General features: G+C 70.8%; 22 protein-coding genes and 1 tRNA gene. 3 read left to right on the forward strand and 20 right to left on the reverse strand.

Features of this window, described 5'->3' with window-relative positions; all coding sequences use genetic code 11:
- Positions 1-95 precede the first annotated feature (95 nt).
- The 4 genes from FLP23_RS08770 to polA are packed head-to-tail and all read right to left on the reverse strand — an operon-like array spanning position 96 to position 5,788.
- Positions 96-1,097, reverse strand: coding sequence for an epimerase (locus FLP23_RS08770; protein WP_149325508.1), 1,002 nt, complete (start codon positions 1,095-1,097; stop codon positions 96-98).
- The gene (locus FLP23_RS08775; protein WP_149325509.1) at positions 1,094-2,788 is read right to left on the reverse strand and encodes a DUF885 domain-containing protein; all 1,695 of its coding nucleotides are present in this window, start codon (positions 2,786-2,788) and stop codon (positions 1,094-1,096) included. Before FLP23_RS08775 ends, FLP23_RS08770 begins: the two co-directional genes overlap by 4 nt.
- Positions 2,789-2,812: 24 nt before the next feature.
- Positions 2,813-3,082, reverse strand: a complete 270-nt coding sequence (locus FLP23_RS08780; RefSeq protein WP_149325510.1) for an HPr family phosphocarrier protein — start codon at positions 3,080-3,082, stop codon at positions 2,813-2,815.
- Positions 3,083-3,121: 39 nt separating this feature from the next.
- Complete coding sequence (gene polA, locus FLP23_RS08785) at positions 3,122-5,788, reverse strand: DNA polymerase I (protein ID WP_149325511.1); 2,667 nt, start codon at positions 5,786-5,788, stop codon at positions 3,122-3,124.
- 65 nt (positions 5,789-5,853) lie between these two features.
- Here polA and FLP23_RS08790 point away from each other — a divergent pair, with 65 nt between their 5' ends.
- Positions 5,854-6,282, forward strand: coding sequence for a PaaI family thioesterase (locus FLP23_RS08790; RefSeq protein ID WP_425468282.1), 429 nt, complete (start codon positions 5,854-5,856; stop codon positions 6,280-6,282).
- Between the two features lie 65 nt (positions 6,283-6,347).
- Here FLP23_RS08790 and FLP23_RS08795 read toward each other — a convergent pair whose 3' ends face one another.
- A complete protein-coding gene (locus FLP23_RS08795; RefSeq protein ID WP_149325513.1) occupies positions 6,348-6,953 on the reverse strand; it encodes an ANTAR domain-containing response regulator in 606 nt (201 codons plus the stop codon).
- A gap of 60 nt (positions 6,954-7,013) precedes the next feature.
- Between FLP23_RS08795 and FLP23_RS08800 the strand changes: the two genes are divergently transcribed.
- Both FLP23_RS08800 and FLP23_RS08805 read left to right on the forward strand, forming a co-directional pair.
- A tRNA-Leu gene (locus FLP23_RS08800) sits at positions 7,014-7,096 on the forward strand.
- Between the two features lie 207 nt (positions 7,097-7,303).
- Positions 7,304-7,834 carry a hypothetical protein gene (locus tag FLP23_RS08805; RefSeq protein ID WP_149325514.1) on the forward strand — a complete coding sequence of 177 codons (531 nt, stop codon included), beginning with the start codon at positions 7,304-7,306 and terminating at the stop codon, positions 7,832-7,834.
- 5 nt (positions 7,835-7,839) lie between these two features.
- Here FLP23_RS08805 and pyk read toward each other — a convergent pair whose 3' ends face one another.
- From pyk to FLP23_RS08880, 15 genes are all read right to left on the reverse strand, one after another.
- A complete protein-coding gene (gene pyk / locus FLP23_RS08810) occupies positions 7,840-9,297 on the reverse strand; it encodes a pyruvate kinase (RefSeq protein WP_149325515.1) in 1,458 nt (485 codons plus the stop codon).
- Between the two features lie 38 nt (positions 9,298-9,335).
- Entirely contained in the window at positions 9,336-10,793 is a 1,458-nt protein-coding gene (locus FLP23_RS08815; protein ID WP_149325516.1) for a glutamate synthase subunit beta, read from the reverse strand.
- Positions 10,794-10,795: 2 nt separating this feature from the next.
- Positions 10,796-15,400: a glutamate synthase large subunit gene (gltB, locus tag FLP23_RS08820; protein WP_149325517.1), complete on the reverse strand. Its 4,605-nt coding sequence runs from the start codon at positions 15,398-15,400 to the stop codon at positions 10,796-10,798.
- Between the two features lie 112 nt (positions 15,401-15,512).
- Complete coding sequence (lgt, locus tag FLP23_RS08825; protein ID WP_425468244.1) at positions 15,513-16,592, reverse strand: prolipoprotein diacylglyceryl transferase; 1,080 nt, start codon at positions 16,590-16,592, stop codon at positions 15,513-15,515.
- A 10-nt stretch (positions 16,593-16,602) separates the two neighbouring features.
- Positions 16,603-17,418 (reverse strand): tryptophan synthase subunit alpha, encoded by an 816-nt coding sequence (trpA, locus tag FLP23_RS08830; RefSeq protein ID WP_149325519.1) that lies wholly within the window; start codon positions 17,416-17,418, stop codon positions 16,603-16,605.
- Positions 17,415-18,632, reverse strand: a complete 1,218-nt coding sequence (gene trpB, locus FLP23_RS08835) for a tryptophan synthase subunit beta (protein WP_149325520.1) — start codon at positions 18,630-18,632, stop codon at positions 17,415-17,417. Before trpB ends, trpA begins: the two co-directional genes overlap by 4 nt.
- Positions 18,629-19,405, reverse strand: coding sequence for an indole-3-glycerol phosphate synthase TrpC (gene trpC / locus FLP23_RS08840; protein ID WP_149325521.1), 777 nt, complete (start codon positions 19,403-19,405; stop codon positions 18,629-18,631). The genes trpB and trpC overlap by 4 nt, the downstream gene beginning before the upstream one ends.
- A 1-nt stretch (position 19,406) precedes the next feature.
- On the reverse strand, positions 19,407-19,637 hold the full coding sequence (locus FLP23_RS08845) for a DUF6704 family protein (RefSeq protein ID WP_149325522.1): 231 nt from the start codon (positions 19,635-19,637) through the stop codon (positions 19,407-19,409).
- Between the two features lie 73 nt (positions 19,638-19,710).
- A complete protein-coding gene (locus tag FLP23_RS08850; protein ID WP_149325523.1) occupies positions 19,711-20,310 on the reverse strand; it encodes a Trp biosynthesis-associated membrane protein in 600 nt (199 codons plus the stop codon).
- Positions 20,311-20,313: 3 nt separating this feature from the next.
- Positions 20,314-21,846, reverse strand: coding sequence for an anthranilate synthase component I (locus FLP23_RS08855; protein ID WP_149325524.1), 1,533 nt, complete (start codon positions 21,844-21,846; stop codon positions 20,314-20,316).
- Complete coding sequence (hisI, locus tag FLP23_RS08860) at positions 21,843-22,208, reverse strand: phosphoribosyl-AMP cyclohydrolase (RefSeq protein ID WP_149325525.1); 366 nt, start codon at positions 22,206-22,208, stop codon at positions 21,843-21,845. Before hisI ends, FLP23_RS08855 begins: the two co-directional genes overlap by 4 nt.
- Positions 22,205-22,966, reverse strand: a complete 762-nt coding sequence (gene hisF, locus FLP23_RS08865; protein ID WP_149325526.1) for an imidazole glycerol phosphate synthase subunit HisF — start codon at positions 22,964-22,966, stop codon at positions 22,205-22,207. Before hisF ends, hisI begins: the two co-directional genes overlap by 4 nt.
- Positions 22,966-23,805 carry an ATP phosphoribosyltransferase gene (gene hisG, locus FLP23_RS08870; protein ID WP_149325527.1) on the reverse strand — a complete coding sequence of 280 codons (840 nt, stop codon included), beginning with the start codon at positions 23,803-23,805 and terminating at the stop codon, positions 22,966-22,968. The genes hisF and hisG overlap by 1 nt, the downstream gene beginning before the upstream one ends.
- Before the next feature lie 60 nt (positions 23,806-23,865).
- On the reverse strand, positions 23,866-24,129 hold the full coding sequence (locus tag FLP23_RS08875) for a phosphoribosyl-ATP diphosphatase (protein WP_149325528.1): 264 nt from the start codon (positions 24,127-24,129) through the stop codon (positions 23,866-23,868).
- 38 nt (positions 24,130-24,167) lie between these two features.
- Entirely contained in the window at positions 24,168-24,536 is a 369-nt protein-coding gene (locus FLP23_RS08880) for an FKBP-type peptidyl-prolyl cis-trans isomerase (protein WP_149325529.1), read from the reverse strand.
- Positions 24,537-24,554 lie beyond the last annotated feature (18 nt).

Below are 24,554 nucleotides of genomic sequence, written 5' to 3' on the forward strand. Positions count from 1 at the left end.
AGTTGCTCCGGATAGGGACATGCTCGAGCCCGAAGAGAGATGGTTCTGGGGTTCTCCGCGGGCATGCGGATAGGGACGTTGCGCAAGGCAACGCTCTAGACTACCGCACTCCCCTGACGCGTGCGACGCCGTGTGTCGACGACGGCCCGGATCGCGGGCTCCAGCTCCGGGTGGCGGAAGGTGTAGCCGGCGTCGAGCAGTCGCTGCGGATGCACCCAGCGGCTCTTGAGCAGCAGCTCCGTCTCGGTGCGGATGAGCCACGCGCCGAGCTCGAGCACGGGACGCGGGGCAGGCACGCCGAACGGCATCCCGAGCGCGCGGCGGATGGTGCGCATGAGCTCCGCGTTGGTGACCGGGTGCGGCGTGCCGAGGTTGATCGGCCCCGAGAGCCGCGGGTCGGCCTCCACCGCGTCGACGACGCCGACAACGTCGTCGAGGTGCACCCAGCTGAACCACTGCCGCCCGAAGGGGAAGCCGCCGTAGCGGTAGGCCGTGCCCGCGGCGCGGCGCGCGCGACCCGCGGGCCACGGCATGTCCCACTGGGCGCCCCCGAGGCCCCAGCGGGCGAGGTTCAGCATGGGCACGAGGGCGCCGCCATCCCCGAGCACGATCGTCGTGCGGAGCGCCGCCCGACGCACGCCGGGCAGCTCCGGCTCGAAGAAGGCCTGCTCCCAGGCGCGGACGACCCCCACCGAGAAACCGGTGCCGTCGCTCGGCGAGTCCTCGGTGCTCGGGGCGGCATGACCGGCGCCGTAGAGGGTGGCGGAGGAGGCGTTGATCCAGACCGGGGGCGGCGCGGATGCGGTCGCGATCGCACGCGCGAGGGCGCCCGTCGTGCGCAGGCGCGAGTCGAGGATCTCGGCGCGGTGCACGGCGTCGTAGCGGCAGTTCACGCTGCGACCGGCGAAGTTGACGAGCAGAGCCGCGCCGTCGAGCGCGCGTCGGATGCCGTCCGCGTCGTCCCACGCGAGCTCCCCAGCACGGCGTCCGACAGTGGTGACCGGGCGCCCCTGCGCGCGCCAGTGGGCGACGACCGCGGCCCCCATGAATCCGGAGGCGCCCGCGATGACGACCGGGCGGGGCGGGACGTCGGTCACGACAGCAGCGCGCCGCGCAGCGTGTCGAGCCCGACGCCGCCGAGATCGAGGGCGTGCTTGTGGAAGTCGCGGAACGAGAACGCGGCGCCGGCGCGGCGCTGGGCGTCGTCCCGGATCTGCTCCCAGATCCGCTGACCCACCTTGTAGGACGGCGCCTGACCGGGCCAGCCGAGGTAGCGGTTCACCTCGAAGCGCACGAAGGCGTCGTCCATGTTGACATTCGCGCGCATGAACTCGAGAGCGAAGTCGGCATCCCAGTCGCCGTCCGTGTCGAGGTTCTCGAGGCCGCGCACGCGCGGCCTCGGCTTGCCGAGGTGCACGCCGATGTCGAGCACGACCCGCGCCGCGCGCATCCGCTGCCCGTCGAGCATCCCCAGCCGGTCCGCCGGGTCGTCGAGGTAGCCGAGCTCCTCCATGAGCCGCTCCGCGTAGAGCGCCCACCCTTCCGCGTGGCCGCTCGTGCCGGCCAGCTGGCGGCGCCAGGTGTTGAGCTGGGCACGGTTGTAGACGGCCTGGCCGATCTGCAGGTGGTGGCCGGGCACGCCCTCGTGGAACACGGTGGTCTTCTCGCGCCAGGTGTCGAACACGGTGACCCCTTCGGGCACGCTCCACCACATCCGGCCGGGACGGCTGAAGTCGTCCGAGGGCCCCGTGTAGTAGATGCCGCCGTCCTGGGTGGGCGCGATCATGCACTCGAGGGCACGCACCGGCTCGGGGATGTCGAAGTGGCTGTCCCCCAGCTCGGCCACGACGCGGTCGCTCAGCTCCTGCATCCACGCCTTGAGCGCGTCGGTGCCGTGCAGCTTGCGTGTCGCATCCTGCTCGAGATGCGCGACGGCCTCGGCGACGCTCGCACCGGGCAGCACCTCGTGGGCGACCCGGGTCTGCTCGTCGATCATGCGCTCGAGCTCCTCGATGCCCCACGCGTAGGTCTCGTCGAGGTCGACGACGGCGCCCAGGAAGTGGCGCGAACGGAGGGCGTAGAGCTCGCGGCCGACGCCGTCCCGTTCGCTCGCGACCGGCAGGAGTTCGGAATCGAGGAAGTCGGCGAGGCGGTCGTAGGCCGCGGCCGAGAGCTCCGCGCCGCGGGACAGATCGGCGCGCAGAGCGGCGGGCAGCTCGCCGGAATCCGGTGCCGCGTTCGCGGCGAAATCCCGGAAGAAGCCGTCGGCGCTCGCATTGCGCCGCGCCTGCTCGGCCACCTCGCGCACCTGACGCTTCGCGGGGACGACCCCCTCCGCGATCCCCGCCCGGAGCGTCGCGAGGTAGCCGTCGACCGCGCCCGGGAGGTTGCCGAGCCGTTCGGCGATCGTGGCCCAGTCGCCCTCGGTCGCGGTCGGCATGAGGTCGAAGGACTCGCGGATCTCCTGGGCGGGCGAGGCGATCACGTTGAGATCGCGCAGGTGGAGGCGCGCCTCGTGCGCCTCGAGGGAGAGGCGCGCCTCGGCCAGCAGGTCGGCCTTCGTGACCTCGTCGACCGCATCCACGGGGGGCTCCGCCTCGAGCCGGGTGACGAGCGCGCGGGTCGCGTCGGCGAGGGCGTCATGGCCGGCCGGCGAGAGGTCGCCGTACTCCCCCGTGCGTCCCGGGACGCCGATGTAGATGGCGACGTCGGGCACGAGGTCGACGAGGGTGTCGACCCAGCCCTCCGCGATCGCATCGATGGGGGTGGCGGGGCGCGACTCGGTCATGCCACCAAGCCTATGGCGGGGCGGCTACTCCAGGTCGAGGTCGCGCTGCAGCATCGCCACGAGAGCGTCGAGGGCGGCATCCGCACCCTCGCCCTCACTCGACAGGGTGACGCGCTCGCCGTGGTCGATGCCGAGCGAGAGCACCCCGAGAATGCTCGCGGCGTTCGCCGAACGACCGGACGCCGCCGTCAGAACCACCGCGGCGGGCGCCTTCGCTGCCTCCTGCGAGAACAGCGCGGCGGGACGCGCGTGCAGGCCGACGCCTGACGCGACCACGACCGTACGCTGCGGCATCGTTGACCCTCCCGGCGGCTCTGCCCCGCATGATGCGTACTAGTGTGCGGCAGCATCCCAGTTGGGGCCAGTCCCCAACTGCACATCGAGCGGCACCGAGAGCTCGGCAGCGCCCGCCATCCCCGCCGTCACGATCCCGGTGAGCTGCTCGCGCTCACCCGGCGCCACCTCGAACACGAGCTCGTCGTGCACCTGCAGCAGCATCCGCGAGTCGAGGCGCCGGGAACGGATCTCCGCGTCGATCGTGAGCATCGCCCGCTTGATGATGTCGGCGGCGGAACCCTGGATGGGCGAGTTGAGCGCCTGCCGCTCGGCGTTCTCGCGCAGCACCCGGTTGGTGGAGGTGAGATCGGAGAAGGGGCGACGGCGCCCGAAGATCGTGGTCGTGTAGCCGTCGATCCGCGCCTGCTCGACCACCCCGCGCAGATAGTCGCGGACGGCGCCGAAGCGGGCGAAGTAGTCGGCCATGAGCTCCTTCGCCTCCGAGACCTCGATCCGCAGCTGCTTGCTGAGCCCGAATGCGGAGAGACCGTAGGCGAGGCCGTAGGACATCGCCTTCACCTTGGTGCGCATGACCGGCGTCACCTCGGCGGGGGCGACCCCGAAGATGCGGGCGCCGACGAAACGGTGCAGGTCCTCCCCCGAGCGGAACGCCTCGATGAGCCCCTCGTCCTCCGAGAGGTGCGCCATGATCCGCATCTCGATCTGCGAATAGTCCGCGGTGAGGAGCGTCTCGAAGCCCTCGCCCGAGAGGAACGCGGACCGCACCTCGCGACCCACCTCGGTCTTCACGGGGATGTTCTGCAGGTTCGGGTCGTTCGACGAGATGCGGCCGGTGGCCGAGCCGGTCTGCTCGTAGCTCGTGTGGATGCGGCCGTCCGGCCCGATCGCCGTCTGCAGGGTCTCGACGATCTGACGGATCTTGGTGGCGTCCCGGTGCTGCAGCAGCAGCTCGAGGAAGGGATGCGGATGCTGCTCCTGCAGGTCGGCGAGAGCCTGCGCGTCGGTCGAGTAGCCGGTCTTGTTGGCGCGGGTCTTCGGCATGCCGAGCTGATCGAAGAGCACCTCCTGCAGCTGCTTGGGCGAGCCGAGGTTCACCTCGCGGCCGATCTCGACGTAGGCCTGCTGCGCGATCTCGGCCGCCTGCGCGCCGAGACGGCTGTTGAGCTCGCCGAGGACCTCGGCCGAGACGGTGACGCCCTGCAGCTCCATCCGCCCGAGCACCGGGATGAGCGGCACCTCGATATCGTGCTGCACCGAGAGCGAGCCGGGGTCGAGGCGCGCGTCGAGCTCGGCGGCGAGCCGCACGAGGTACCAGGCCTCGGTGGCGGGGCTGAGCGGCTCGGTCTCGGGCACGAGCTGGCTCGGGTCGGGTTCGGGCAGCGACTCGCCGAGGTAGTAGTAGACGAGCCCCCCGAGGCTGTCGGCCTTCGTGCCGGGGCGCAGCAGCCAGGCGGAGAGGGCCGTGTCGCCCGCGATGCCGTCGAGCGCGAGCCCGACGCCCGCGAGGGCCTTCAGCTGTCGCTTGGCGTCGTGCAGCAGTTTGGGGGCGTCGCTCGCGAGCCAGCCCTCGAGCGCCGTGTAGTCGGGACGGCCGGGCGCCCACGGCACCCAGGCGCTCTCGGTGAGGCTCGCGATGCCGAAGCCCTCGATCGAGCCGCCGACCGTCGACACCCGGAGGCCGAGCGGCACGGTGCCGTCCTGCGACTGGGTGGCGAGCCACTTGGCGAGCTCCTCGTCGACCATGGTGCGCACCACGGGCGCGCCGATCGCACCCTCCGCGGCATCCGACTCGACGAGCCCCGCATCCGCGGCGGCGCCCTCGATCTTGAACACCCGGTCGAGCAGGCTGCGGAACTGCAGGCGGTCGAACACGGCGCGCACTGCGGCGGGGTCGATGGGACGCCGTTCGAGCTGCGCGGGCGTCACCGGCAGCTCCACGTCGCGAACCAGCCGGTTGAGACGCCGGTTGCGGACGACGCGATCCTGCTGGGCCCGCAGGTTCTGGCCCACGACGCCCGTGATCTCGTCGGCGTGCGAGAGCAGTTCGTCGACGGTGCCGTACTGCTGGATCCACTTCACGGCCGTCTTCTCGCCGACCTTGTCGACGCCGGGCAGATTGTCGCTGGTCTCCCCCACGAGCGCCGCGATCTCGGGGTACTGCTCGGGGCGGATGCCGTACCGCTCGAGCACGGCATCCGTGTCGTACTTCTTGAGCTCGGAGACCCCGCGCGCGTTCGGGTAGAGCAGCGTCACGTCATCGTCGACGAGCTGGATGGTGTCGCGGTCGCCCGAGACGACGAGCACGCGATAGCCCGCCTCCGCACCCTGCTTCGACAGGGTCGCCAGGATGTCGTCGGCCTCGAAGTCCTCCTTCGAGATCGTCTGGATGTTCATGGCGTGCAGGGCCTCTTCGAGCAGCGGCACCTGGCCGATGAACTCGGGCGGCGTCTCTCCGCGAGTTCCCTTGTACTCGGCGTATTCGCGCGTGCGGAACGAGTAGCGCGAGATGTCGAAGGCCACGCCCAGATGCGTGGGCTTCTCGTTCTGCAGCAGCAGGAGCAGCATCGACAGGAAGCCGTGGATGGCGTTCGTGTGCTGCCCGTCGCGCGTCACGAAACTGTCGACCGGCAGAGCGTAGAAGGCTCGGAAGGCCAGCGAATGGCCGTCGATGAGCAGGAGCGTAGGCTTTTCCGAGTCCGGCACGCGCTCAGCCTAGCGACCGGCCCCGACACGCCACCGACCTGATGGACCGACCCGATGGAGCGCTCATGGTGATCCTCCCGCCCGACCTCGACCCGGAGCTCATCGCGCGCATCGGCGACAGCGGAGGCGGCGAGCTGGCCCGCAAGATGGGCATCGAGTTCCTCGAACTGTCGGCGTCCCGCTCGGTCGCGCGGATGCCCGTCGAGGGGAACCGGCAGGTGGTGGGGCTGCTGCACGGCGGCGCCCACGTGGTGCTCGGCGAGTCGCTCGGCTCGATCTCGTCCGCCATCCACGCCGGCCCCGGCCGCATCGCGGTCGGCATCGAGATCAACGCGAGCCACAGCCGCTCGATCACCGATGGCTGGGTCACCGGCACCTGCACGGCCCTCGTGCTGGGACGCACCCTCGCCACCCACGAGATCGTCATGACCGACGAGGAGGGCCGACGCCTCTCCACCGTCCGCATGACCAACTACCTGAAGTCCCGCGACTGATCCCGCGAGATGTCAGTTGTTGCACGTTTCGGCCGCGCAAACTGCAGGAACTGACAGCTCGCGGGTTACTTCTTGGGGGCGAGCTGGTCGATGATCGCCTGGGCGACGTCGTGCATGGTGAGGCGGCGGTCCATGGACGCCTTCTGGATCCAGCGGAAGGCCTCGGGCTCGGTCAGGCCCATCTTCTCGTTGAGCAGGCCCTTGGCGCGGTCGACGAGCTTGCGGGTCTCGAAGCGCTCGACCATGTCGGCGACCTCGGCCTCGAGGGTCACGATCTGCTGGTAGCGGCTGAGCGCGATCTCGATCGCCGGCAGCAGGTCGTTCGGGGTGAACGGCTTGACGACGTAGGCGAGAGCGCCCGCCTCGCTCGCCCGCTCCACGAGCTCCTTCTGGCTGAACGCGGTGAGCAGCACGACCGGCGCGATGTGGTTCTTGCTGAGCCGCTCGGCCGCCGAGATGCCGTCGAGCTGCGGCATCTTCACATCCATGACGACGAGATCCGGGCGCAGTTCGGTGGCGAGGGCCACAGCCGTCTCGCCGTCGCCGGCCTCACCGACCACGTCGAAGCCGTTGTCGCGCAGGATCTCGACGATGTCGAGACGGATGAGCGACTCGTCCTCCGCGACGACGACGCGACGGGGTGCGCTGGGGGTGGCTTCCGACTCACTCACGGATCGATCCTACGGTAACGTCAGGTTGCCGCGAGGTATCCGGATGTCCGGGGCTCGCGAGCCGGTGTGGCGGAATGGCAGACGCGACCGACTCAAAATCGGTTGTCCGTGAGGGCATGTGGGTTCGAGTCCCACCACCGGTACCTCTGCGCAGCCGCGATCATCGGGATGCTGGGCGAGGTGCGGCGCGAAGATGGCGGCGGCCTCCGCGTTCCGTCCGAGCGAGGCCAGCGTCTGCGCCTGAACCACCTCGACATCGCTCACCAGTGCATCCTCGCGGTGCCGGGTCCGACCGGTCTACCGCGAGTTCGGGGGGTACGTCGCGGCGGGTCCGGACGTAGCATCGCCCTGTGGGCGTCACCGTTGCCTCCGCACCGCGCAGCTCGCCGCGCGGACAGACCCGTCGGCGTGCGATCGGCGCGCTCGTCATCGTCATCGGGGCGATCGCGGTGGCCGCATCGGCCCTCGTCGCGGCGCATCCGCCCGCGTCGGATGTCGCGGACGGGCCGCGGGTCGTCATCGACTCGGACGGCGTGCCGATCTCGGGGATCTCGAGCCTCGCCGACCTCTGGGACAACATCCAGACCGGTGACGGCTGGACGATCCTCAAGCGCGGCACCGACTACCTGAAGGCGAACGAGCCGCCGTGGGAGAACTGCGGGCGCACGGCGTGCGTCGTGTACAACCTGCAGTCGGGCGACGGCTGCCAGGCGGGGTTCCTCGTCACGGCGGACGTCATGGTGGGCGACGTCGTCGTCACGCAGCTCGTCGGGACGAGCACGCCGGTCCCGCCGCGGAAACGCGCCGTGCTCATCCTCGCCGACCCGACGGGGCTCGGACGCTCGTTCCAGCTCGTCGAAGCCCACTGCCTCGACGGGTGACCGGCTCAGTCGGCGTGGTCGCCGGACTCCCACACCGGGGTGACCCGGTTGATGGCGTCGCCCACGACGTGCACGCGCAGGTCGTTGGTGGAGCCGGGGATGCCGGGAGGGGATCCCGAGATCACGACCACCTTGTCGCCGAGTTCCGCGAGCTTGTTCTCGAGGAGGATCTCGTCGACCTGCTTGTACATGGCGTCGGTGTGCTTGACGCGCTCGACGAGGAACGACTCGATGCCCCAGGTGAGGTTCATCCGGCGGCGGATCGCCTCATCCGGCGTGAAGGCCTTCATGGGGATCGGGAAGCGCAGCCGCGACATGCGGCGCGCCGAGTCGCCGGACTCGGTGAAGACGCACACGAACTTGGCGTCCACGAAGCTCGCGACCTCGGCCGCGGCGAGGGTGATCGCCCCGCCCTGCGTGCGGGGCTTGGTGCCGAGCGGCGCGATGCGCTCCAGTCCGTGCTCCTCGGTGGAGGCGATGATGCGGGCCATCGTCTGCACGGTCACGACCGGGTACTCGCCCACGCTCGTCTCACCGGAGAGCATGACCGCGTCGGCGCCGTCGAGCACGGCGTTGGCGACGTCGGAGGCCTCGGCACGGGTCGGCACCGGCGAGTGCGTCATCGACTCGAGCATCTGGGTGGCCACGATGACGGGCTTCGCCATCCGACGACACAGCTCCACGGCGTGCTTCTGCACCACCGGGACCGCCTCCAGCGGCAGTTCGACGGCGAGGTCGCCGCGGGCGACCATGATGCCGTCGAAGGCGTCGATGATCTCCTCGAGGGCGTCGACCGCCTGCGGCTTCTCGATCTTGGCGATGACGGGCACCTTGCGCCCCTCCTCCGCCATGATCTCGTGCACGCGGGTCACGTCGCGCGCGTCGCGCACGAACGACAGCGCGATGTAGTCCGCGCCGAGCCCGAGGCCCCAGCGCAGGTCGGCCTCGTCCTTCTCGGAGAGCGCCGGCACGTTGACGGCGACGCCGGGCAGGTTGATGCCCTTGTTGTTCGACACGGGACCGGCGACGATCACCTGGGTGCGCACGCGCACGCCGTCGGTGTCGAGCACCTGGACCTTCACCTTGCCGTCGTCGATGAGCAGGAAGTCGCCCGGCTTCACGTCCTGCGGCAGACCCTTGAAGGTCGTGCCGACGAGCTCCTTGGTGCCGGGCACGTCCTCGGTCGTGATCGTGAAGATGTCGCCGACGGCGAGCTCGTGCGGCCCGTTCTCGAACTTGCCGAGGCGGATCTTGGGCCCCTGCAGGTCGACGAGCACGGCGACCGGCTGACCGGCGTCCGCGGCGGCGCGCCGGATGTTGGCGTAGATCTCCTCGTGCACGTCATAGCTGCCGTGGCTGAGGTTCATCCGCGCGACGTTGACGCCCGCGTCGATGATGGCGCGGAGGTTCTCGTAGCTCGACGTGGCGGGTCCCAGCGTCGCGACGATCTTGGCTCGTCTCATGATTCCTTCAGTAGGGGTGGGTGGTGTGGTCGGGGGGCTCAGAGGCCGATGCCGCGGTCGGTGGGGTTCACCGGGAAGGGCAGCTGGGTGTCGCCCTCGAGGTAGCGGTCGACGGCGGATGCCACGGCGCGTCCCTCCGCGATGGCCCAGACGATGAGCGACTGGCCGCGCCCGGCGTCACCGGCGACGAACACGCCCGGCTCCGTCGTGGCGTACTGACCGTCACGGGTCACGTTGCCGCGCCCGTCGAACGGCACGTGCAGCTGCTCCTCGAGCGAATCCTTCTCGGGGCCGGTGAAGCCCATCGCGATGAGCACGAGGTCGGCGGGGATCTCGCGCTCGGTGCCCGACTTCGGCACCCGGCGCCCGTCGACGTACTCCGTCTCGGCCACGCGGAGCGCACGCACCTCGCCGGCCTCGTTGCCGAGGAACTCGACGGTGGAGGCGAGGTAGACGCGCTCGCCGCCCTCCTCGTGGGCGCTCGAGACCTCGAAGAGGGTCGGCGTCATGGGCCACGGCTGGTGCTCGGGGCGCTCGGTGGGCGGCTGGTAGCCGATCGCGAGGTTGGTGACGCTGAGCGCGCCCTGGCGGTGCGCGGTGCCGATGCAGTCGGCGCCGGTGTCGCCGCCGCCGATGACCACCACATGCTTGCCGTGCGCCGTGAGCTGTTCGGGGACACTGTCGCCCGCGACCACCTTGTTCTGCTGAACGAGGTAGTCCATGGCGAAGTGCACGCCGAGCAGGTCGCGGCCGGGGATCGGCAGCTCGCGCGGGACGGTCGACCCGGTCGCGATGACGACGGCGTCGTAGCGCTCGCGCAGCTCGGCCCAGGAGATGTCGACGCCGATCTCGACGCCCGCGCGGAAGCGCGTGCCTTCGGCCTGCATCTGGGCGAGGCGCTGCTCGATCTGGCGCTTCTCCATCTTGAAGTCGGGGATGCCGTAGCGCAGCAGGCCGCCGATGCGGTCGTCCCGCTCGTACACGGCCACCGTGTGGCCCGCGCGGGTGAGCTGCTGTGCGGCGGCGAGCCCCGCGGGGCCGGAGCCGACCACCGCGACCGTCTTGCCGGTCAGTCGCTCGGGTGCGTGCGGCTGCACCCAGCCGTTCTGGAACGCGTGGTCGATGATCGACACCTCGACCTGCTTGATGGTGACCGGCGGCTGGTTGATGCCGAGCACGCAGGCCGACTCGCAGGGCGCGGGGCACAGCCGTCCGGTGAACTCCGGGAAGTTGTTGGTCGCGTGCAGGCGTTCGATGGCCTGCCGGCCCTCGCCGCGCCAGGTGAGGTCGTTCCACTCCGGGATGAGGTTGCCGAGCGGGCAGCCGTGATGGCAGAACGGCACGCCGCAGTCCATGCAGCGTCCGGCCTGCCGGCGCAACTGCGTGCGGTCCTGGTCCTCGTAGACCTCTTTCCAGTCCATGATGCGCACGGCGACCGGCCGCCGTTTCGGCAGCTCGCGCTCCTGAACCTTGAGGAACCCCTTCGGGTCAGCCATGATCAGCCCCCCGTCACTTCCATGATGCGGCCCCAGACGACGTCGCCGTCGGGGTCGAGCCCCTCGTCGGCGGCCTGGCGGCGGGTTTCGAGCACGGCCGCGTAGTCGCGCGGCAGCACCTTGACGAACTTGCTCATGGTCTCCTCAGGCGTCTCCAGCAGGCGCTTCGCGAGTGCGGAGTCGGTCTCGGCGATGTGGGTCGCGAGCAGGTCGGTGACGATGGCCACGTCGGCGGAGTCGAGCGGCAGCAGTTCGAGCTCGCCGTTCGCGAGCGAGTCGCGGTTGACCCGCTCCCGACGCAGCTCGTAGACGTATGCGGTGCCGCCGGACATGCCGGCGCCGAGGTTGCGTCCGGTTCCGCCCAGGATGAGGGCGAGACCGCCCGTCATGTACTCGAGCGCGTGGTCGCCGACGCCTTCGACCACGGCGGTCGCGCCGGAGTTGCGCACCAGGAACCGCTCCCCCACGACGCCGCGGATGAAGATCGATCCGCGCGTCGCGCCGTAACCGATCACATTGCCCGCGATGACGTTGCGCTCGGCCGGGAACACGGCGCCGCGCGGGGGCCGGACGACGATCTGGCCGCCCGAGAGACCCTTGCCGACGTAGTCGTTCGAGTCGCCTTCGAGCCGCAGCGTGATGCCGTTGGGCATGAAGGCGCCGAGCGACTGGCCCGCGGCGCCGTGGAGCGTCACCTGGATGGTACCTTCGGGGAGGCCGTGCTCGCCATGGCGCTTGGTGACCTCGTGACCGAGCATGGTGCCGACGGCGCGCTCGGTGTTCTTGATCGGGAGATCCAGCTCGACGGGCGTGCCGTGCTCGAGGGCGTCGGCGGCGAGGCGGATGAGCTCCTGGTCGAAGTGCTCGTCCAGCTCGTGCTCCTGGCCGCGACGGTTGTTGCGCGGCTCGTCCTCGGCGAACTCGGGGCCCACGAGCACCGGCTCGAGGTCGAGACCGTCCGCCTTCCAGTGCTCGACGGCGCGGTCGACGTCGAGCAGCTCCGAGTGGCCGATCGCCTCGTCGAGCGAGCGGAAGCCCAGCTCGGCGAGGTACTCGCGCACCTCCTGGGCGAGGAACTCGAAGAAGGTCTCCACGAACTCCGGCTTGCCGCTGAAGCGGGCCCGCAATTCGGGGTTCTGCGTCGCCACGCCGACCGGGCAGGTGTCGAGGTGGCACACGCGCATGAGGATGCAGCCCGACACGACGAGCGGCGCGGTCGCGAAGCCGTACTCCTCGGCGCCGAGCAGCGCCGCCACGATGACGTCCCGACCGGTCTTCATCTGACCGTCCACCTGCACCACGACGCGGTCGCGCATGCCGTTGAGCATGAGGGTGTGCTGGGTCTCGGCGAGGCCGATCTCCCACGGGGTGCCCGCGTGCTTGAGCGAGTTGAGCGGAGATGCGCCGGTGCCGCCGTCGTGACCCGACACGAGCACGACATCCGCGAGCGCCTTGGTCACGCCCGCGGCGACCGCGCCGATGCCCGACTGGCTCACGAGCTTGACGTGCACCCGCGCCTCGGGGTTGGCGCGCTTGACGTCGAAGATGAGCTGCTTGAGGTCCTCGATCGAGTAGATGTCGTGGTGCGGCGGCGGCGAGATGAGCCCGACGCCGGGGGTGCCGCCGCGCGTGCGGGCGATCCACGGGTACACCTTGCCGGGAGGCAGCTGCCCGCCCTCGCCGGGCTTGGCGCCTTGCGCCATCTTGATCTGGATGTCGGTGGCGTGGGTGAGATACATGCTCGTCACCCCGAAGCGGCCGGACGCGACCTGCTTGATGCGGCTGCGGCGACGCGGGTCGAGCAGGCGGTCGACATCCTCGCCGCCCTCGCCCGTGTTGGAGCGCCCGCCGATGTTGTTCATGGCGATCGCGAGGGTCTCGTGCGCCTCGCGGGAGATCGAGCCGTAGCTCATGGCCCCCGTGTTGAAGCGCGTGAGGATCGAGGAGATCGGCTCGACCTCGTCGAGCGGCACGGCGGGGCGTGCGCCCGTCTTGAGGCGGAACAGTCCGCGCAGCGTCATGAGGCGCTCGGCCTGCTCGTCGACCGACTTCGTGTACTCGCGGAACACGTCGAAGCGGCGCGTGCGGGTCGAGTGCTGGAGCTTGAAGACCGTCTCCGGGCTGAACAGGTGCGGCGGGCCCTCGCGGCGCCACTGGTACTCGCCGCCGGTCTCGAGGCGCTCGTGCACCTTCTCGCCGGCGTTCTCGGGGTAGGCGCTCGCGTGGCGGGCGAGGTTCTCGGCCGCGATCACGTCGATGCCGACGCCGCCGAGCAGGGTCGTGGTGCCGGTGAAGTAGCGGTCGACGAACGCCTGGCTGAGCCCGACGGCCTCGAAGGCCTGGGCGCCCGCGTAGGAGCCGATGACCGAGATGCCCATCTTGGACATGATCTTGAGCACGCCCTTGCCGAGCGCCTTGATGAGGTTCTTGACGGCCTTCTCGGCGGAGATGCCCGAGATCATGCCGCTCGCGACGAGCTGCTCCGCGGTCTCCATGGCGAGGTACGGGTTGATCGCCGAGGCGCCGTAGCCGAGCAGCAGGGCCGCATGATGCACCTCGCGGGCGTCGCCCGTCTCCACGATGAGGCCGACCCGCATGCGGGTCTCCTGGCGGATGAGGTGGTGGTGCACCGCCGCGACCATGAGCAGCGACGGGATCGGGGCGAGGTCGCCCGTCGAGTCGCGGTCGGAGAGCACGATGAACTGGGCGCCCGCCGCGATGGCGGCGTCGGCCTCGGCGCACATCTCGTCGATGCGCTTCTCCATCGCGCGCTTGCCCGACTCGAAGCGGTACAGGCCCTTGATGGTGTGGGTGAGGCGCGTTCCGTCCTCGGCGCCGATGCGGATGATCTTCGCGAGCTCGTCGTTGTCGATCACCGGGAAGTCGAGCACGATCTGGCGCGCGTGCTCGGGGGTCGCGGTGAGCAGGTTGCGCTCGGGTCCGAGGCCGAGGCGCATGGAGGTGACGACCTCTTCGCGGATGGAGTCGAGCGGCGGATTGGTCACCTGCGCGAACGCCTGGGTGAAGTAGTCGAACAGCAGGCGGGGGCGCTCGGACAGCACCGCGATGGGCGTGTCGGAGCCCATGGCGCCGAGCGGCTCCGCACCGTTCTGCGCCATCGGGGTGATGAGGATCCGCACCTCTTCCTCGGTGTAGCCGAAGGTGCGCTGACGGCGGGTGACCGAGGCGGCCGTGTGGACGACGTGCTCACGCGGCGGGAGGTCCTCGAGCTCGATGCGGCTGGCCTCGACCCATTCCCCGTAGGGCTGCTCGGCGGCGAGCTGCGACTTGATCTCGTCGTCCTCGATGATGCGCCCCTCGACCGTGTCGATGAGGAACATCCGGCCGGGACGCAGCCGCCCCTTGCGGACGATCTTGTCGGCCGGGAAGTCGAGCACGCCGATCTCGCTCGCAAGCACCACGAGACCGTCGTCGGTCACGAGGAAGCGCCCCGGGCGCAGGCCGTTCCGGTCGAGGGTGGCGCCCACGAGGGAGCCGTCGGTGAAGACGAGCGCGGCGGGGCCGTCCCACGGCTCCATGAGCGCCGAGTGGTAGTCGTAGAAGTCGCGGCGGGCCGGGTCGATGTCGAGCTGGTTCTCCCAGGCCTCCGGCACCATCATCATGATCGCGTGCGGCAGGCTGCGGCCGCCCAGAGTCAGCAGCTCCACGACCTCGTCGAAGGAGGCCGAGTCGCTCGCACCTTCCGACACGATCGGGAACAGCGGACGCAGGTCGCCGAGGTCGGCGGACTCGAGCTGGCTCTGGCGGGCGCGCATCCAGTTGCGGTTGCCCTGCACGGTGTTGATCTCGCCGTTGTGGGCGATCATCCGGAACGGCTGGGCGAGCGGCCACGACGGGAAGGTGTTGGTGGAGTAGCGCGAGTGCACGAGGGCGAGCTTGGTCGCGAAGCGCTCGTCCGAGAGGTCCGGATAGAACGGCTCCAGCTGAAGGGTCGTGACCATCCCCTTGTAGACGAGGGTGCGGCTCGACAAGGACGGCAGGTAGGAGCCGAGCTCGCGCTCGGCGCGCTTGCGCAGCCGGAAGGTCTGCCGGTCGAGGGCGATGCCGGCGAGCGGCGTGCCCGCGGCGTCGCTGCGACGCGAACGCACGAAGACCTGCTCGAAGGCGGGTGCGGCCTCCCGGGCGAGGGTTCCGAGGTGGGTGGGGTCGGTGGGCACCTCGCGCCAGCCGATGACCTCGAGGCCCTCCTCGGTGGCGATCGCGCCGAACGCGGCCTTCTCGGCCTCCCGTGCGTCCTCCTCGAGGGGCAGGAACGCCATGCCCACGGCGTACTGGCCGACGGGCGGCAGCGCGAAGTCCACGACCGCGCGCAGGAAGGCGTCCGGGATCTGGGTGATGATGCCCGCACCGTCGCCCGTGCCGGCGTCGGAGCCCACCGCGCCGCGGTGCTCGAGGTGGCGCAGCGCGTCGAGCGCGTTGGTGACGATGTCGTGCCCGGCGGTGCCGCGGAGCGTCGCGACCATCGCGAGTCCGCAGGCGTCGCGTTCGAAGCGCGGGTTGTAGAGCCCCTGTGCCTCCGGGATCGCGCCGAAGCGCGCAAACGGGTCGAGTGGGCCCGATCCGGGGGTGCTTCGAGACTGCGCCATGGCAACCGTCCTCACGATGGAACTGGAAGTGGGACGTCGATGGCCCAACGGTCAACTGTAGATACCGAGAGCGCCGCCATGGCGCTCCGGCTGGTCGGCGTGGTGTGCGGAACTAGCTTGCTCGGGTCGAGCCGCTTGTGGCGGCGACTTCGGTGACCTCCGCGGCATCATCGCCCGGCTCGTCCGAATCCGAATAGGTGTCCTCCGAGTCTAGCGCAGCCGCAGGCACCGGTCGGCGACCCGGCAGATACGGGTCGGGTTCGAGGCCGGGGTGGCGTCGCGACTGGACGATGATGATCACGAGGCCGAGCACGATGGTGCCGAGCGCGGCCCACACGTTCGAGCGGATGCCGAGGAAGGTCTCGCTGGGGTCGAGGCGGATCGACTCGAACCAGGTGCGCCCGATGCCGTACCAGATGAAGTACAGGCCCAGCACCTTGCCCCACTGCCAGAAGTCGCGGCGCTCGAAGGCGGGAAGCACCTTGCCGGAGACGCGGCGGACGCGGTTCTCGATGAGCAGGATGAACACGAAGCCGGCCAGGTTCCAGAGCAGCTCGTAGAGGAACGTCGGGTGGAAGAGCACGTCGTCCGGGATGCCGTCCGGGATCGCCGGGTTGGGCCGGTCGATCACGAGGCCCCACGGCAGGTCGGTGGGCAGCCCGAAGAGCTCCTGGTTGAACCAGTTGCCGAGACGGCCGAAGGCCTGCGCGATGAGCAGCCCCGGGGCGATGGCGTCGGCGACGGTCCAGAAGCGCAGGCCGGTGATGCGGCAGCCGATCACGACGCCGAGGGCGCCGAAGATGAGGGCGCCGAAGATGGCGCCGCCGCCCTGCCAGATCGCCCAGACGTTGCCCTCGGCGAAGATGTTCCACGGGTCCGGGTGCCCGGGGCCGAAGAAGTCGTCCAGGTGGGTGATGACGTGGTAGAACCGCGCGCCGACGATGCCGAGCACGACCGCCCAGATGCCCACGTCGACGATGACCCACGGCTCGCCTCCGCGCTGCGTCAGGCGACGGTTGGCGATGACGACCGCGGAGAAGATGCCGATGATGATGACGATCGCGTACGTCGTGATCCGGATCGCCCAGTCCTCGGGGACGAAGGGCAGGATCCCGTGCAGCCATTCGCCGATCGGGAGGTGGAGCTGCTTCCACTCCGGCGGCGGGCTCGGGATGCTGAAGGGCACGGACACGATCTGAATACTACTTTCCCTGGGAGAGAGCGGAGGCCGCGCGCGCGGCGCCTGCGACGCCGCCCTCGGCGACGGCGGTGACGAGTGCGGCGCCCACGATGGCGCCGTCGGCATAGGACAGGACTTCGGCGACCTGCTCGGCCGTCGAGATGCCGACGCCGACGCACGCCGCGAGAGTGTCGGGCCCGGTCGCGCCGGCGGCGCGGAGTCGCGCCACGAGCGCGCGCGCCCGGGCGTCGACGCTCGCACGGGCACCCGTGATGCCCATGGTCGACACGGCGTAGACGAAGCCGCGGCTCGCCGCGACGGTCTCGGCGAGGCGCGCATCGGTGGATGACGGCGCCGCGAGGAAGACCCGGTCGAGTCCGGTGCGCTCGCTCTCGGCGATCCAGACCTCGGCGGAGTCGGGGGTGATGTCGGGCGTGATGAGGCCCGCTCCCCCGGCGTCGCGGAGCGCGTCGGCGAACCGCGCGGGTCCGTACTGCAGCACGGGGTTCCAGTAGGTCATGACGAGCACCGGCACGTCGACGCGGGCGCGCACCGCCTCCACGGCCGTGAAGACGTCGCGGGTGCGGAAGCCGCCCGTGAGGGCCTGCTCGGTGGCCTTCTGGATGGCGTGGCCGTCCATGACCGGATCGGAATACGGCAGGCCGAGCTCGAGGGCGTCGACCCCGTTCTCGACGAGCGCGACGGCCGCGTCGATGCTCGTCGCGAGGTCGGGGAAGCCGACGGGCAGGTAGCCGATGAGCGCCTTCCCGCGGGCGAGGGCGTCTCCCGTCCTCGCCGATCGAGCAGCCGGCGAAACCGGCGTATCGAGCTCGCTCACGACTGCACCGCCCCGTCGTCGAACAGGCCGAACCAGTGTCCCGCCGTCGCCACGTCCTTGTCGCCGCGACCCGAGAGGTTCACGAGGATGATCGCCTCCGGTCCGAGCTCGCGCCCCAGTCGCAGGGCGCCCGCGAGGGCGTGCGCGGACTCGATCGCCGGGATGATGCCCTCCGTGCGGCTCAGCAGCCGCAGGGCCTCCATCGCCTCGGTGTCGGTCGCGGGAAGGTACCTCGCGCGCCCCGTGTCCGCGAGGAAGGCGTGCTCGGGACCGACGCCCGGGTAGTCGAGGCCCGCCGAGATCGAGTGCGACTCGATCGTCTGGCCGTCCTCGTCCTGCAGCAGGTAGCTGCGGGCGCCGTGCAGCACCCCGGGGCGGCCGCGCTCGATGGATGCGGCGTGCCGCTCCGTGTCGACGCCGTCGCCCGCCGCCTCGAAGCCGTAGAGGGCGACGCCGGGGTCGTCGAGGAAGGCGTGGAAGATGCCGATCGCGTTCGAGCCGCCGCCCACGCAGGCCGCGACGGCATCCGGGAGGCGTCCCGTGAGCTCGAGCACCTGGGCGCGCGCCTCCTCGCCGATGATCTTCTGGAAGTCGCGCACCATCGCGGGGAAGGGATGCGGGCCGGCCGCGGTGCCGAAGATGTAGTTGGTCGTCTCCACGCTCTGCACCCACTCGCGGTAGGCCTCGTTGATGGCGTCCTTGAGGGTGCGGGAGCCGGTCGTGACCGAGACGACCTCGGCGCCCAGCAGCCGCATCCGGGCCACATTGAGCGCCTGGCGCTGGGTGTCGACCTCGCCCATGTAGATCGTGCACTCGAGACCGAAGAGCGCCGCGGCCGTCGCGGTGGCGACGCCGTGCTGTCCGGCCCCCGTCTCGGCGATGACACGCGTCTTCCCGATGCGACGGGTGAGGAGCGCCTGACCGAGCACGTTGTTGATCTTGTGCGAGCCCGTGTGGTTGAGGTCCTCGCGCTTGAGGATGATGCGGGCGCCCCCGGCGTGGGCGGCGAACCGCGGCACCTCGGTGATGATCGAGGGGCGGCCCGTGTAGCTGCGATGCAGTTCCGCGAGTTCCGCCTGGAACGCGGGGTCGGCCTTCGCCGAGGCGTATGCGGCGGCGAGCTCGTCGATCGCGGCGATGAGCGACTCGGGCATGAACCGCCCGCCGTACTCGCCGAAGAACGGGCCCGGCTGATCGCGGAGCGAGGCGCTCATCCGGCGGCCAGGAACGATTGCAGGGTGGCGATCGGGTCGTCGCCCGTCACGAGGGCCTCGCCGATGAGGACGACATCGGCCCCCGCCTCGCGATAGTGGCTGACATCGGCGGGCGAGCCGACCGCCGACTCCGCGACCCGTACGACGCCCGAGGGGATCGATCCGGCGAGGGTTCCGAACAGGTCGCGGTCGAGGTGGAAGGTCGAGAGGTCGCGGGCGTTGACGCCGACGATGGCGGCGCCGATCTCGAGGGCGCGATCCACCTCCTCGGCGCTGTGCGCCTCCACGAGCGCCGTCATCCCCAGCTGGCCGATGAGCTCGTGCAGCTCGCGCAGCACCGGCTGATCGAGCGCCGCCACGATGAGCAGCACGAGGTCGGCGCCCGCGGCGCGTGCCTCGAACACCTGATACGGGTCGGCGATGAAGTCCTTGCGCAGCACGGGCACGTCGACGGCCGAGCGCACCTCGCTCAGGTCGGCGAGCGAGCCGCCGAAGCGACGCTGCTCGGTGAGGACGCTGATGGCGCTCGCGCCGCCCGCCTGGTACGACACGGCGAGCCCGGCGGGGTCGCGGATCTCGGCCAGGGAGCCGCGCGACGGGCTCGCGCGCTTCACCTCGGCGATGATCTTCACGCGGTCGGCGGGTGCCAGTGCGGCGAGCGCGTCTCGCGGCGCGCCCGCGGCGAGGGCATCCGCCTCGACCTGGGCGAGGCTGCGGGCAGCGCGACGCTCCGAGGCGTCGGCGAGAGCCCCGGCGACGAGTTCGGACAGCACGCTAGGAGTGCGCCTTCGGCGCGTACTTGGGGCCCTTGACCCCGTAGCCGAGCTTCGCGAGCACGGCACCCGTGATGAGCCCGAGCACGAGGAGGCCGGCCGACGCCCAGACCAGCCACGGCAGCTCGAACCAGAACGCGAAAGTACCGATCGTGAAGGCGATCAGCATGATGATCACCGCGACCCAGGCAGCGGGCGAGTTGCCGTGTCCGGGATCGTGCGTGTCGGTCACGTGGGGGCTCCTTCGAGAGAACGTCGCGGGTGGGATGCCCGCGGGGAACGCCCGCGTGGCGGGCAGGGTCAGTCTAGCGGGCGGTGCCGGTCGGGTCGTCGCCCTCGCTCAGCGCGTCCCATTCGGCGATCGGGTCGGGTTCGGCGCCCTCCACGGGCGCCGTCCGGGTACGGCTGTAGCGACGTCCGGAGACCGGCCAGCGCGGCCCCGTGACGGCGCAGAGCGCACCGGTGACAGCCAGGATCGCGCCGAGCACGACGGCGACGACGGGCCACGCGGAGGAGTCCACCGACTCGATGAGCGCCCGTACCGAGTCATGCCCCGTGACGGCCGTCGCCGAGGTGACGGCACTCGCCGACGCTCCCGCGGGATCCCCGAGCGCGACGGCGGCCACGATGACGACGCTCACGCCCACGAAGGCCTCGAGCACCCCGAGGATCACCCGGAAGACGCGGCCGGAGATGGCGAGTGCCGCGACGAGCGCGAGGGTCGTCAGTGCGAGCGGGGCGAGAGCGCCGGCCGCGACGTCCCCGCGCACCACGAGCGGGGCTCCCTCGCCGCTGCCGGGGGTGAGGGTCAGCGTGAACCACGGCTGCGACCAGGCGAGCAGCACGAGCCCGGCGAGCACCGCCGTGATCCCGAGCAGCAGCCCGCGCAGCCTGGCCCCCGTCATGTCTCAGCCGATCCGGCGCATGGCGTTCGCGATGGCGACGGCGCGCAGCGGAGCGGCCGCCTTATTCTGCGCCTCGATGTGCTCCGACACGGGATCGGAGTCGGCCACGAGACCCGCCCCCGCCTGCACGTGCGCGGTGTCGCCGATGAGCGTCGCGGTGCGGATGGCGATCGCGAGGTCCGCGTCGCCCGCGAGGTCGAAGTAGCCGACCACCCCGCCGTAGAGCCCGCGCTGGGCCACCTCGAGCTCGTCGATGATCTCGAGCGCCCGCGGCTTCGGGGCGCCCGAGAGCGTGCCGGCCGGGAAGGTCGCGCGGAACACGTCCACCGAGGTGGCGTCGGGGCGCAGGTCGCCTTCGACGCTCGAGACGAGGTGCATGATGTGGCTGAAGCGCTCGACCTGCATGAACTCGGTCACCTCGACGCTGCCCGCCGTGCAGACCTTCGAGAGGTCGTTGCGAGCGAGGTCGACGAGCATGAGGTGCTCGGCCTGCTCCTTGGGGTCGGCGAGCAGCTCGTCGGCGAGCTCGACATCCCGTTCCGGGGTCTCGCCCCGGGGCCGGGAGCCCGCGATCGGATGCGTGAACACCCGACCGCGTTGCACCTTGACGAGCGCCTCGGGCGAGGAGCCCACGATCGCGTACGGCCGCCCCGCGGGGGTCTCGAGACTCAGCAGATACATGTACGGGCTGGGGTTGAGGACCCGCAGCACCCGATACACCTCGAGCGGGGTCGCGGCGAGCTCGTGGTCGAAACGCTGCGAGATGACCACCTGGAACACGTCGCCGTCGCGGATGAACTCCTTGGAGCGCACGACGGAGGCCTGGTAGGCCTCGGGTGTGATGCGGGCGCGGGGCGTGGCAGGGGCGGCGAGGTCGACCTCGGCGAGCTCGGTGGGCGTGGGCTGCGCGAGCGCGAGCTGCAGGGCGTCGAGGCGGGCTTGAGCGCCCGACCAGGCGGCGTCCGGGGCGTCGATCCCGTCGTTGAGCACGGCCGCGATGAGGGTCGCGGTGCCGGTGCGGTGGTCGAGGGCGATGAGCTCGGAGACGAAGGCGAGTGCCTGACCCGGAAGCGCCACCTCCTCGGGCGGCACCTCGGGCAGATGCTCGAGCTGGCGAACGGCCTCCCAGCCGATGAAGCCGACGAGGCCGCCCGTGAGCGGCGGATGCCCGTCCTGCGGCGGCGTGCGCCAGCGGTCGTAGAGTCGTCCGAGCGCCTCGAGCGGGGCGGTCGGGGCGTCCTCCCCGAGCGCCCGTCGCGCATCCAGTCCGTAGTCGAGCCACTCGGCGCGGTCGCCGGAGGCGTCGCGCGTCTGCGTCAGCACGCCGAGCGAACCGGCACCGACGAACGACCACCGCGACCAGATCCCGCCTTGCTCGGCCGACTCGAGCAGGAAGGTTCCGGGCTTGCCGCCGGCGACCTTGCGGTAGACGCCGACGGGCGTCTCGCCGTCCGCGAAGAGTTCGCGCAGCACCGGGATCACCCGGTGACCCGCCGTCACCGCGGCGTCGAACTCGGCCCGGGAGGTGGTCGTCACGAGCCCGCCTCCGAGGCGTCGCCGACGACCGCCGCGAGGGGGTCGACATCGAAGCAGCTGCGGGCGCCCGTGTGGCAGGCGGGGCCGAGCTGATCCACCTGCACGAGCAGGGTGTCGCCATCGCAGTCGAGTGCCGCGGCCTTCACGTACTGGCGGTTGCCGCTCGTGTCGCCCTTGCGCCAGTACTCCTGACGGCTGCGCGACCAGAAGGTCACCCGCCCCTGGGTGAGGGTGCGCCGCAGGGCCTCGGCATCCATGTAGCCGAGCATGAGCACCTCGCCGCTGTCGTGCTGCTGGATGATCGCGGGCAGCAGACCGTCGGCGTTGAACGTCGCGCGGCTGATGATCTGTTCGGTGCTCATCGGACCTCGATTCCGGCTTCGGCGAGGGCCGACTTGACGTCGCCCACGGTGAGTTCTCCATTGTGGAACACGGATGCCGCGAGCACCGCGTCGGCGCCTGCCGCGACCGCGGGCGCGAAGTGCGCCGCCGCACCCGCGCCGCCGCTCGCGATGACCGGCACGCTCGAGAGGGCGCGCATGGCCGCGACGAGCTCGAGGTCGAAGCCCTCTTGGGTGCCGTCGGCGTCGATCGAGTTCACGAGCAGCTCCCCCGCCCCGCGCTCGATGGCCTCCCGTGCCCACTCCAAGGCGTCACGATCCGTCTCGGTGCGTCCGCCGTGGGTCGTGACCACGAAACCCGATGCGGTGCGCGGGGAGCGCTTGACGTCGAGCGACAGCACGCACACCTGCGCACCGAAGCGGTCGGCGATCTCGCCGAGCAGCGCCGGGCGCGCGATCGCGGCCGAGTTGACCCCGACCTTGTCGGCCCCGTGCCCGAGCAGTCGCGCCACATCCTCGGTGCTGCGCACCCCGCCGCCGACCGTCAGAGGGATGAACACCTGCTCGGCGGTCGCGGTGACGGTGTCGTACATCGTCGAGCGGTCCTCGACCGTGGCGGTCACATCGAGGAAGGTGAGCTCGTCGGCGCCCTGCTCGAAATAGCGCCGCGCGAGCTCGACCGGGTCGCCGGCATCCCGGAGGCCCTGGAAGTTCACTCCCTTGACCACCCGGCCCGCGGCGACGTCGAGGCACGGGATGACCCGCACGACGACGGCCATCAGATCCTCGCCGCGTGGATGGCGCTCACGAGGATCGCACGCGCGCCGAGGGCGTAGAGCTCGTCCATGACGTGATTGGTCTCGGTGCGCGGCACCATGACGCGCACCGCCACCCAGCCCGTGTCGCGCAGCGGCGAGACGGTCGGCGACTCGAGTCCCGGGGTGATGCGGGACGCCTCCTCGATGAGCGCGGCCGGCAGGTCGTAGTCGACGAGCACGTACTGGTGCGCGACCATGACGCCCTGGATGCGGCGACGCAGGGTGTCGAGCCCCGGCACCCCCTCGCGGGCCGCGATGAGCACGGCGGACGACTCGAGGATGACGGGCCCGAAGATCTCGAGCCCCTGCTTGCGCAGCGTGCTGCCGGTCTCCACGACGTCGGCGACCGCATCCGCGACCCCGAGGCGCACGGCGGACTCGACGGCGCCGTCGAGACGCACGACCGTCGCGGTGACGCCCTCGGCGGCGAGGAACTCGGTCACGAGACCGTCGTAGCTCGTCGCGACGCGCACCCCCTGGAGGTCCTGCAGGCTCGCGAAGCGCCCGATCGGGCCGGCGAAGCGGAAGGTCGAGGCGCCGAAGTCGAGCGCGTCGATCTCGACGGCGGCGGAGTGCGAGTCGAGCAGGAGGTCGCGGCCCGTGATGCCGACGTCGAGCGCCCCCGAGCCGACGTAGGTGGCGATGTCGCGCGGGCGCAGGTAGAAGAACTCCACGTCGTTGCGCGCATCGGTGACGATGAGCTCCTTGGGGTCGCGACGCGTCGCATAGCCCGCCTCGCGGAGCATCTCGACGGCGGTCTCCGACAGCGTGCCCTTGTTGGGCACGGCGATTCTCAGCATGTCTGTCCTTCTCCGAGGGGGAGGGCTTTCTGGTCGTGAACGGTCATCGATCGGATGAGTTCACAGATGTCGGGAGATGTCCTCGAGCGTGAGACCCTTGGCGATCATGAGCACCTGCAGGTGGTACAGCAGCTGCGAGATCTCCTCCGCCGTCTCGGCGTCGGACTGGTATTCGGCGGCCATCCAGACCTCGGCGGCCTCCTCGACGATCTTCTTGCCGATCGCGTGGACGCCGGCGTCGAGCTCCGCGACGGTGCGCGACCCCTCGGGACGCGCGACGGCCTTGGCGCTGAGCTCCTCGAAGAGGGCGTCGAAGGTCTTCACCCGGCTAGGCTACCGGGCGCCCGAGCACTTCACGCGCGTCAGCGCACGCCCAGCAGGTCGATCACGAAGACGAGGGTGCGTCCGCTGAGCCGATGGCCGGATCCGGCAGGGCCGTAGGCCTGTGCGGGCGGCACGACGAGCCGGCGGCGGCCGCCCACCTTCATCCCGGGGATGCCGTCCTGCCAGCCCTTGATGAGACCGGCGAGCGGGAACTGGATCGACGCGCCGCGATCCCAGCTCGCGTCGAACTGCTCGCCCGTCTCGAAGTCGACACCGACGTAGTGGACGTCGACGGTCGCGCCTGGCGCGGCCTCGGCACCGTCGCCGACCACGAGGTCGGTGATGACGAGCTCGGCGGGCGCCGGGCCCTCGATGAAGTCGATCTCGGGCTTGGTCTTGTCGCTCATGCTCCCAGTCAAGCAGAC

It is taken from the genome of Protaetiibacter larvae (assembly GCF_008365275.1).
Lineage (GTDB): Bacteria > Actinomycetota > Actinomycetes > Actinomycetales > Microbacteriaceae > Homoserinibacter > Homoserinibacter larvae.

Bases quoted from the DNA above. Each gene is read 5' to 3' on its own strand.
- gltB (WP_149325517.1), bottom strand. From the start codon at position 15,400: ATGGCGCAGTCTCGAAGCACCCCCGGATCGGGCCCACTCGACCCGTTT.
- trpB (WP_149325520.1), bottom strand. From the start codon at position 18,632: ATGAGCGCCTCGCTCCGCGATCAGCCGGGCCCGTTCTTCGGCGAGTAC.
- hisF (WP_149325526.1), bottom strand. From the start codon at position 22,966: ATGGCCGTCGTCGTGCGGGTCATCCCGTGCCTCGACGTCGCCGCGGGC.
- FLP23_RS08850 (WP_149325523.1), bottom strand. From the start codon at position 20,310: ATGACGGGGGCCAGGCTGCGCGGGCTGCTGCTCGGGATCACGGCGGTG.
- hisI (WP_149325525.1), bottom strand. From the start codon at position 22,208: ATGAGCACCGAACAGATCATCAGCCGCGCGACGTTCAACGCCGACGGT.
- pyk (WP_149325515.1), bottom strand. From the start codon at position 9,297: ATGAGACGAGCCAAGATCGTCGCGACGCTGGGACCCGCCACGTCGAGC.
- FLP23_RS08815 (WP_149325516.1), bottom strand. From the start codon at position 10,793: ATGGCTGACCCGAAGGGGTTCCTCAAGGTTCAGGAGCGCGAGCTGCCG.
- hisG (WP_149325527.1), bottom strand. From the start codon at position 23,805: ATGCTGAGAATCGCCGTGCCCAACAAGGGCACGCTGTCGGAGACCGCC.
- FLP23_RS08775 (WP_149325509.1), bottom strand. From the start codon at position 2,788: ATGACCGAGTCGCGCCCCGCCACCCCCATCGATGCGATCGCGGAGGGC.
- FLP23_RS08790 (WP_425468282.1), top strand. From the start codon at position 5,854: ATGGTGATCCTCCCGCCCGACCTCGACCCGGAGCTCATCGCGCGCATC.
- FLP23_RS08880 (WP_149325529.1), bottom strand. From the start codon at position 24,536: ATGAGCGACAAGACCAAGCCCGAGATCGACTTCATCGAGGGCCCGGCG.
- FLP23_RS08780 (WP_149325510.1), bottom strand. From the start codon at position 3,082: ATGCCGCAGCGTACGGTCGTGGTCGCGTCAGGCGTCGGCCTGCACGCG.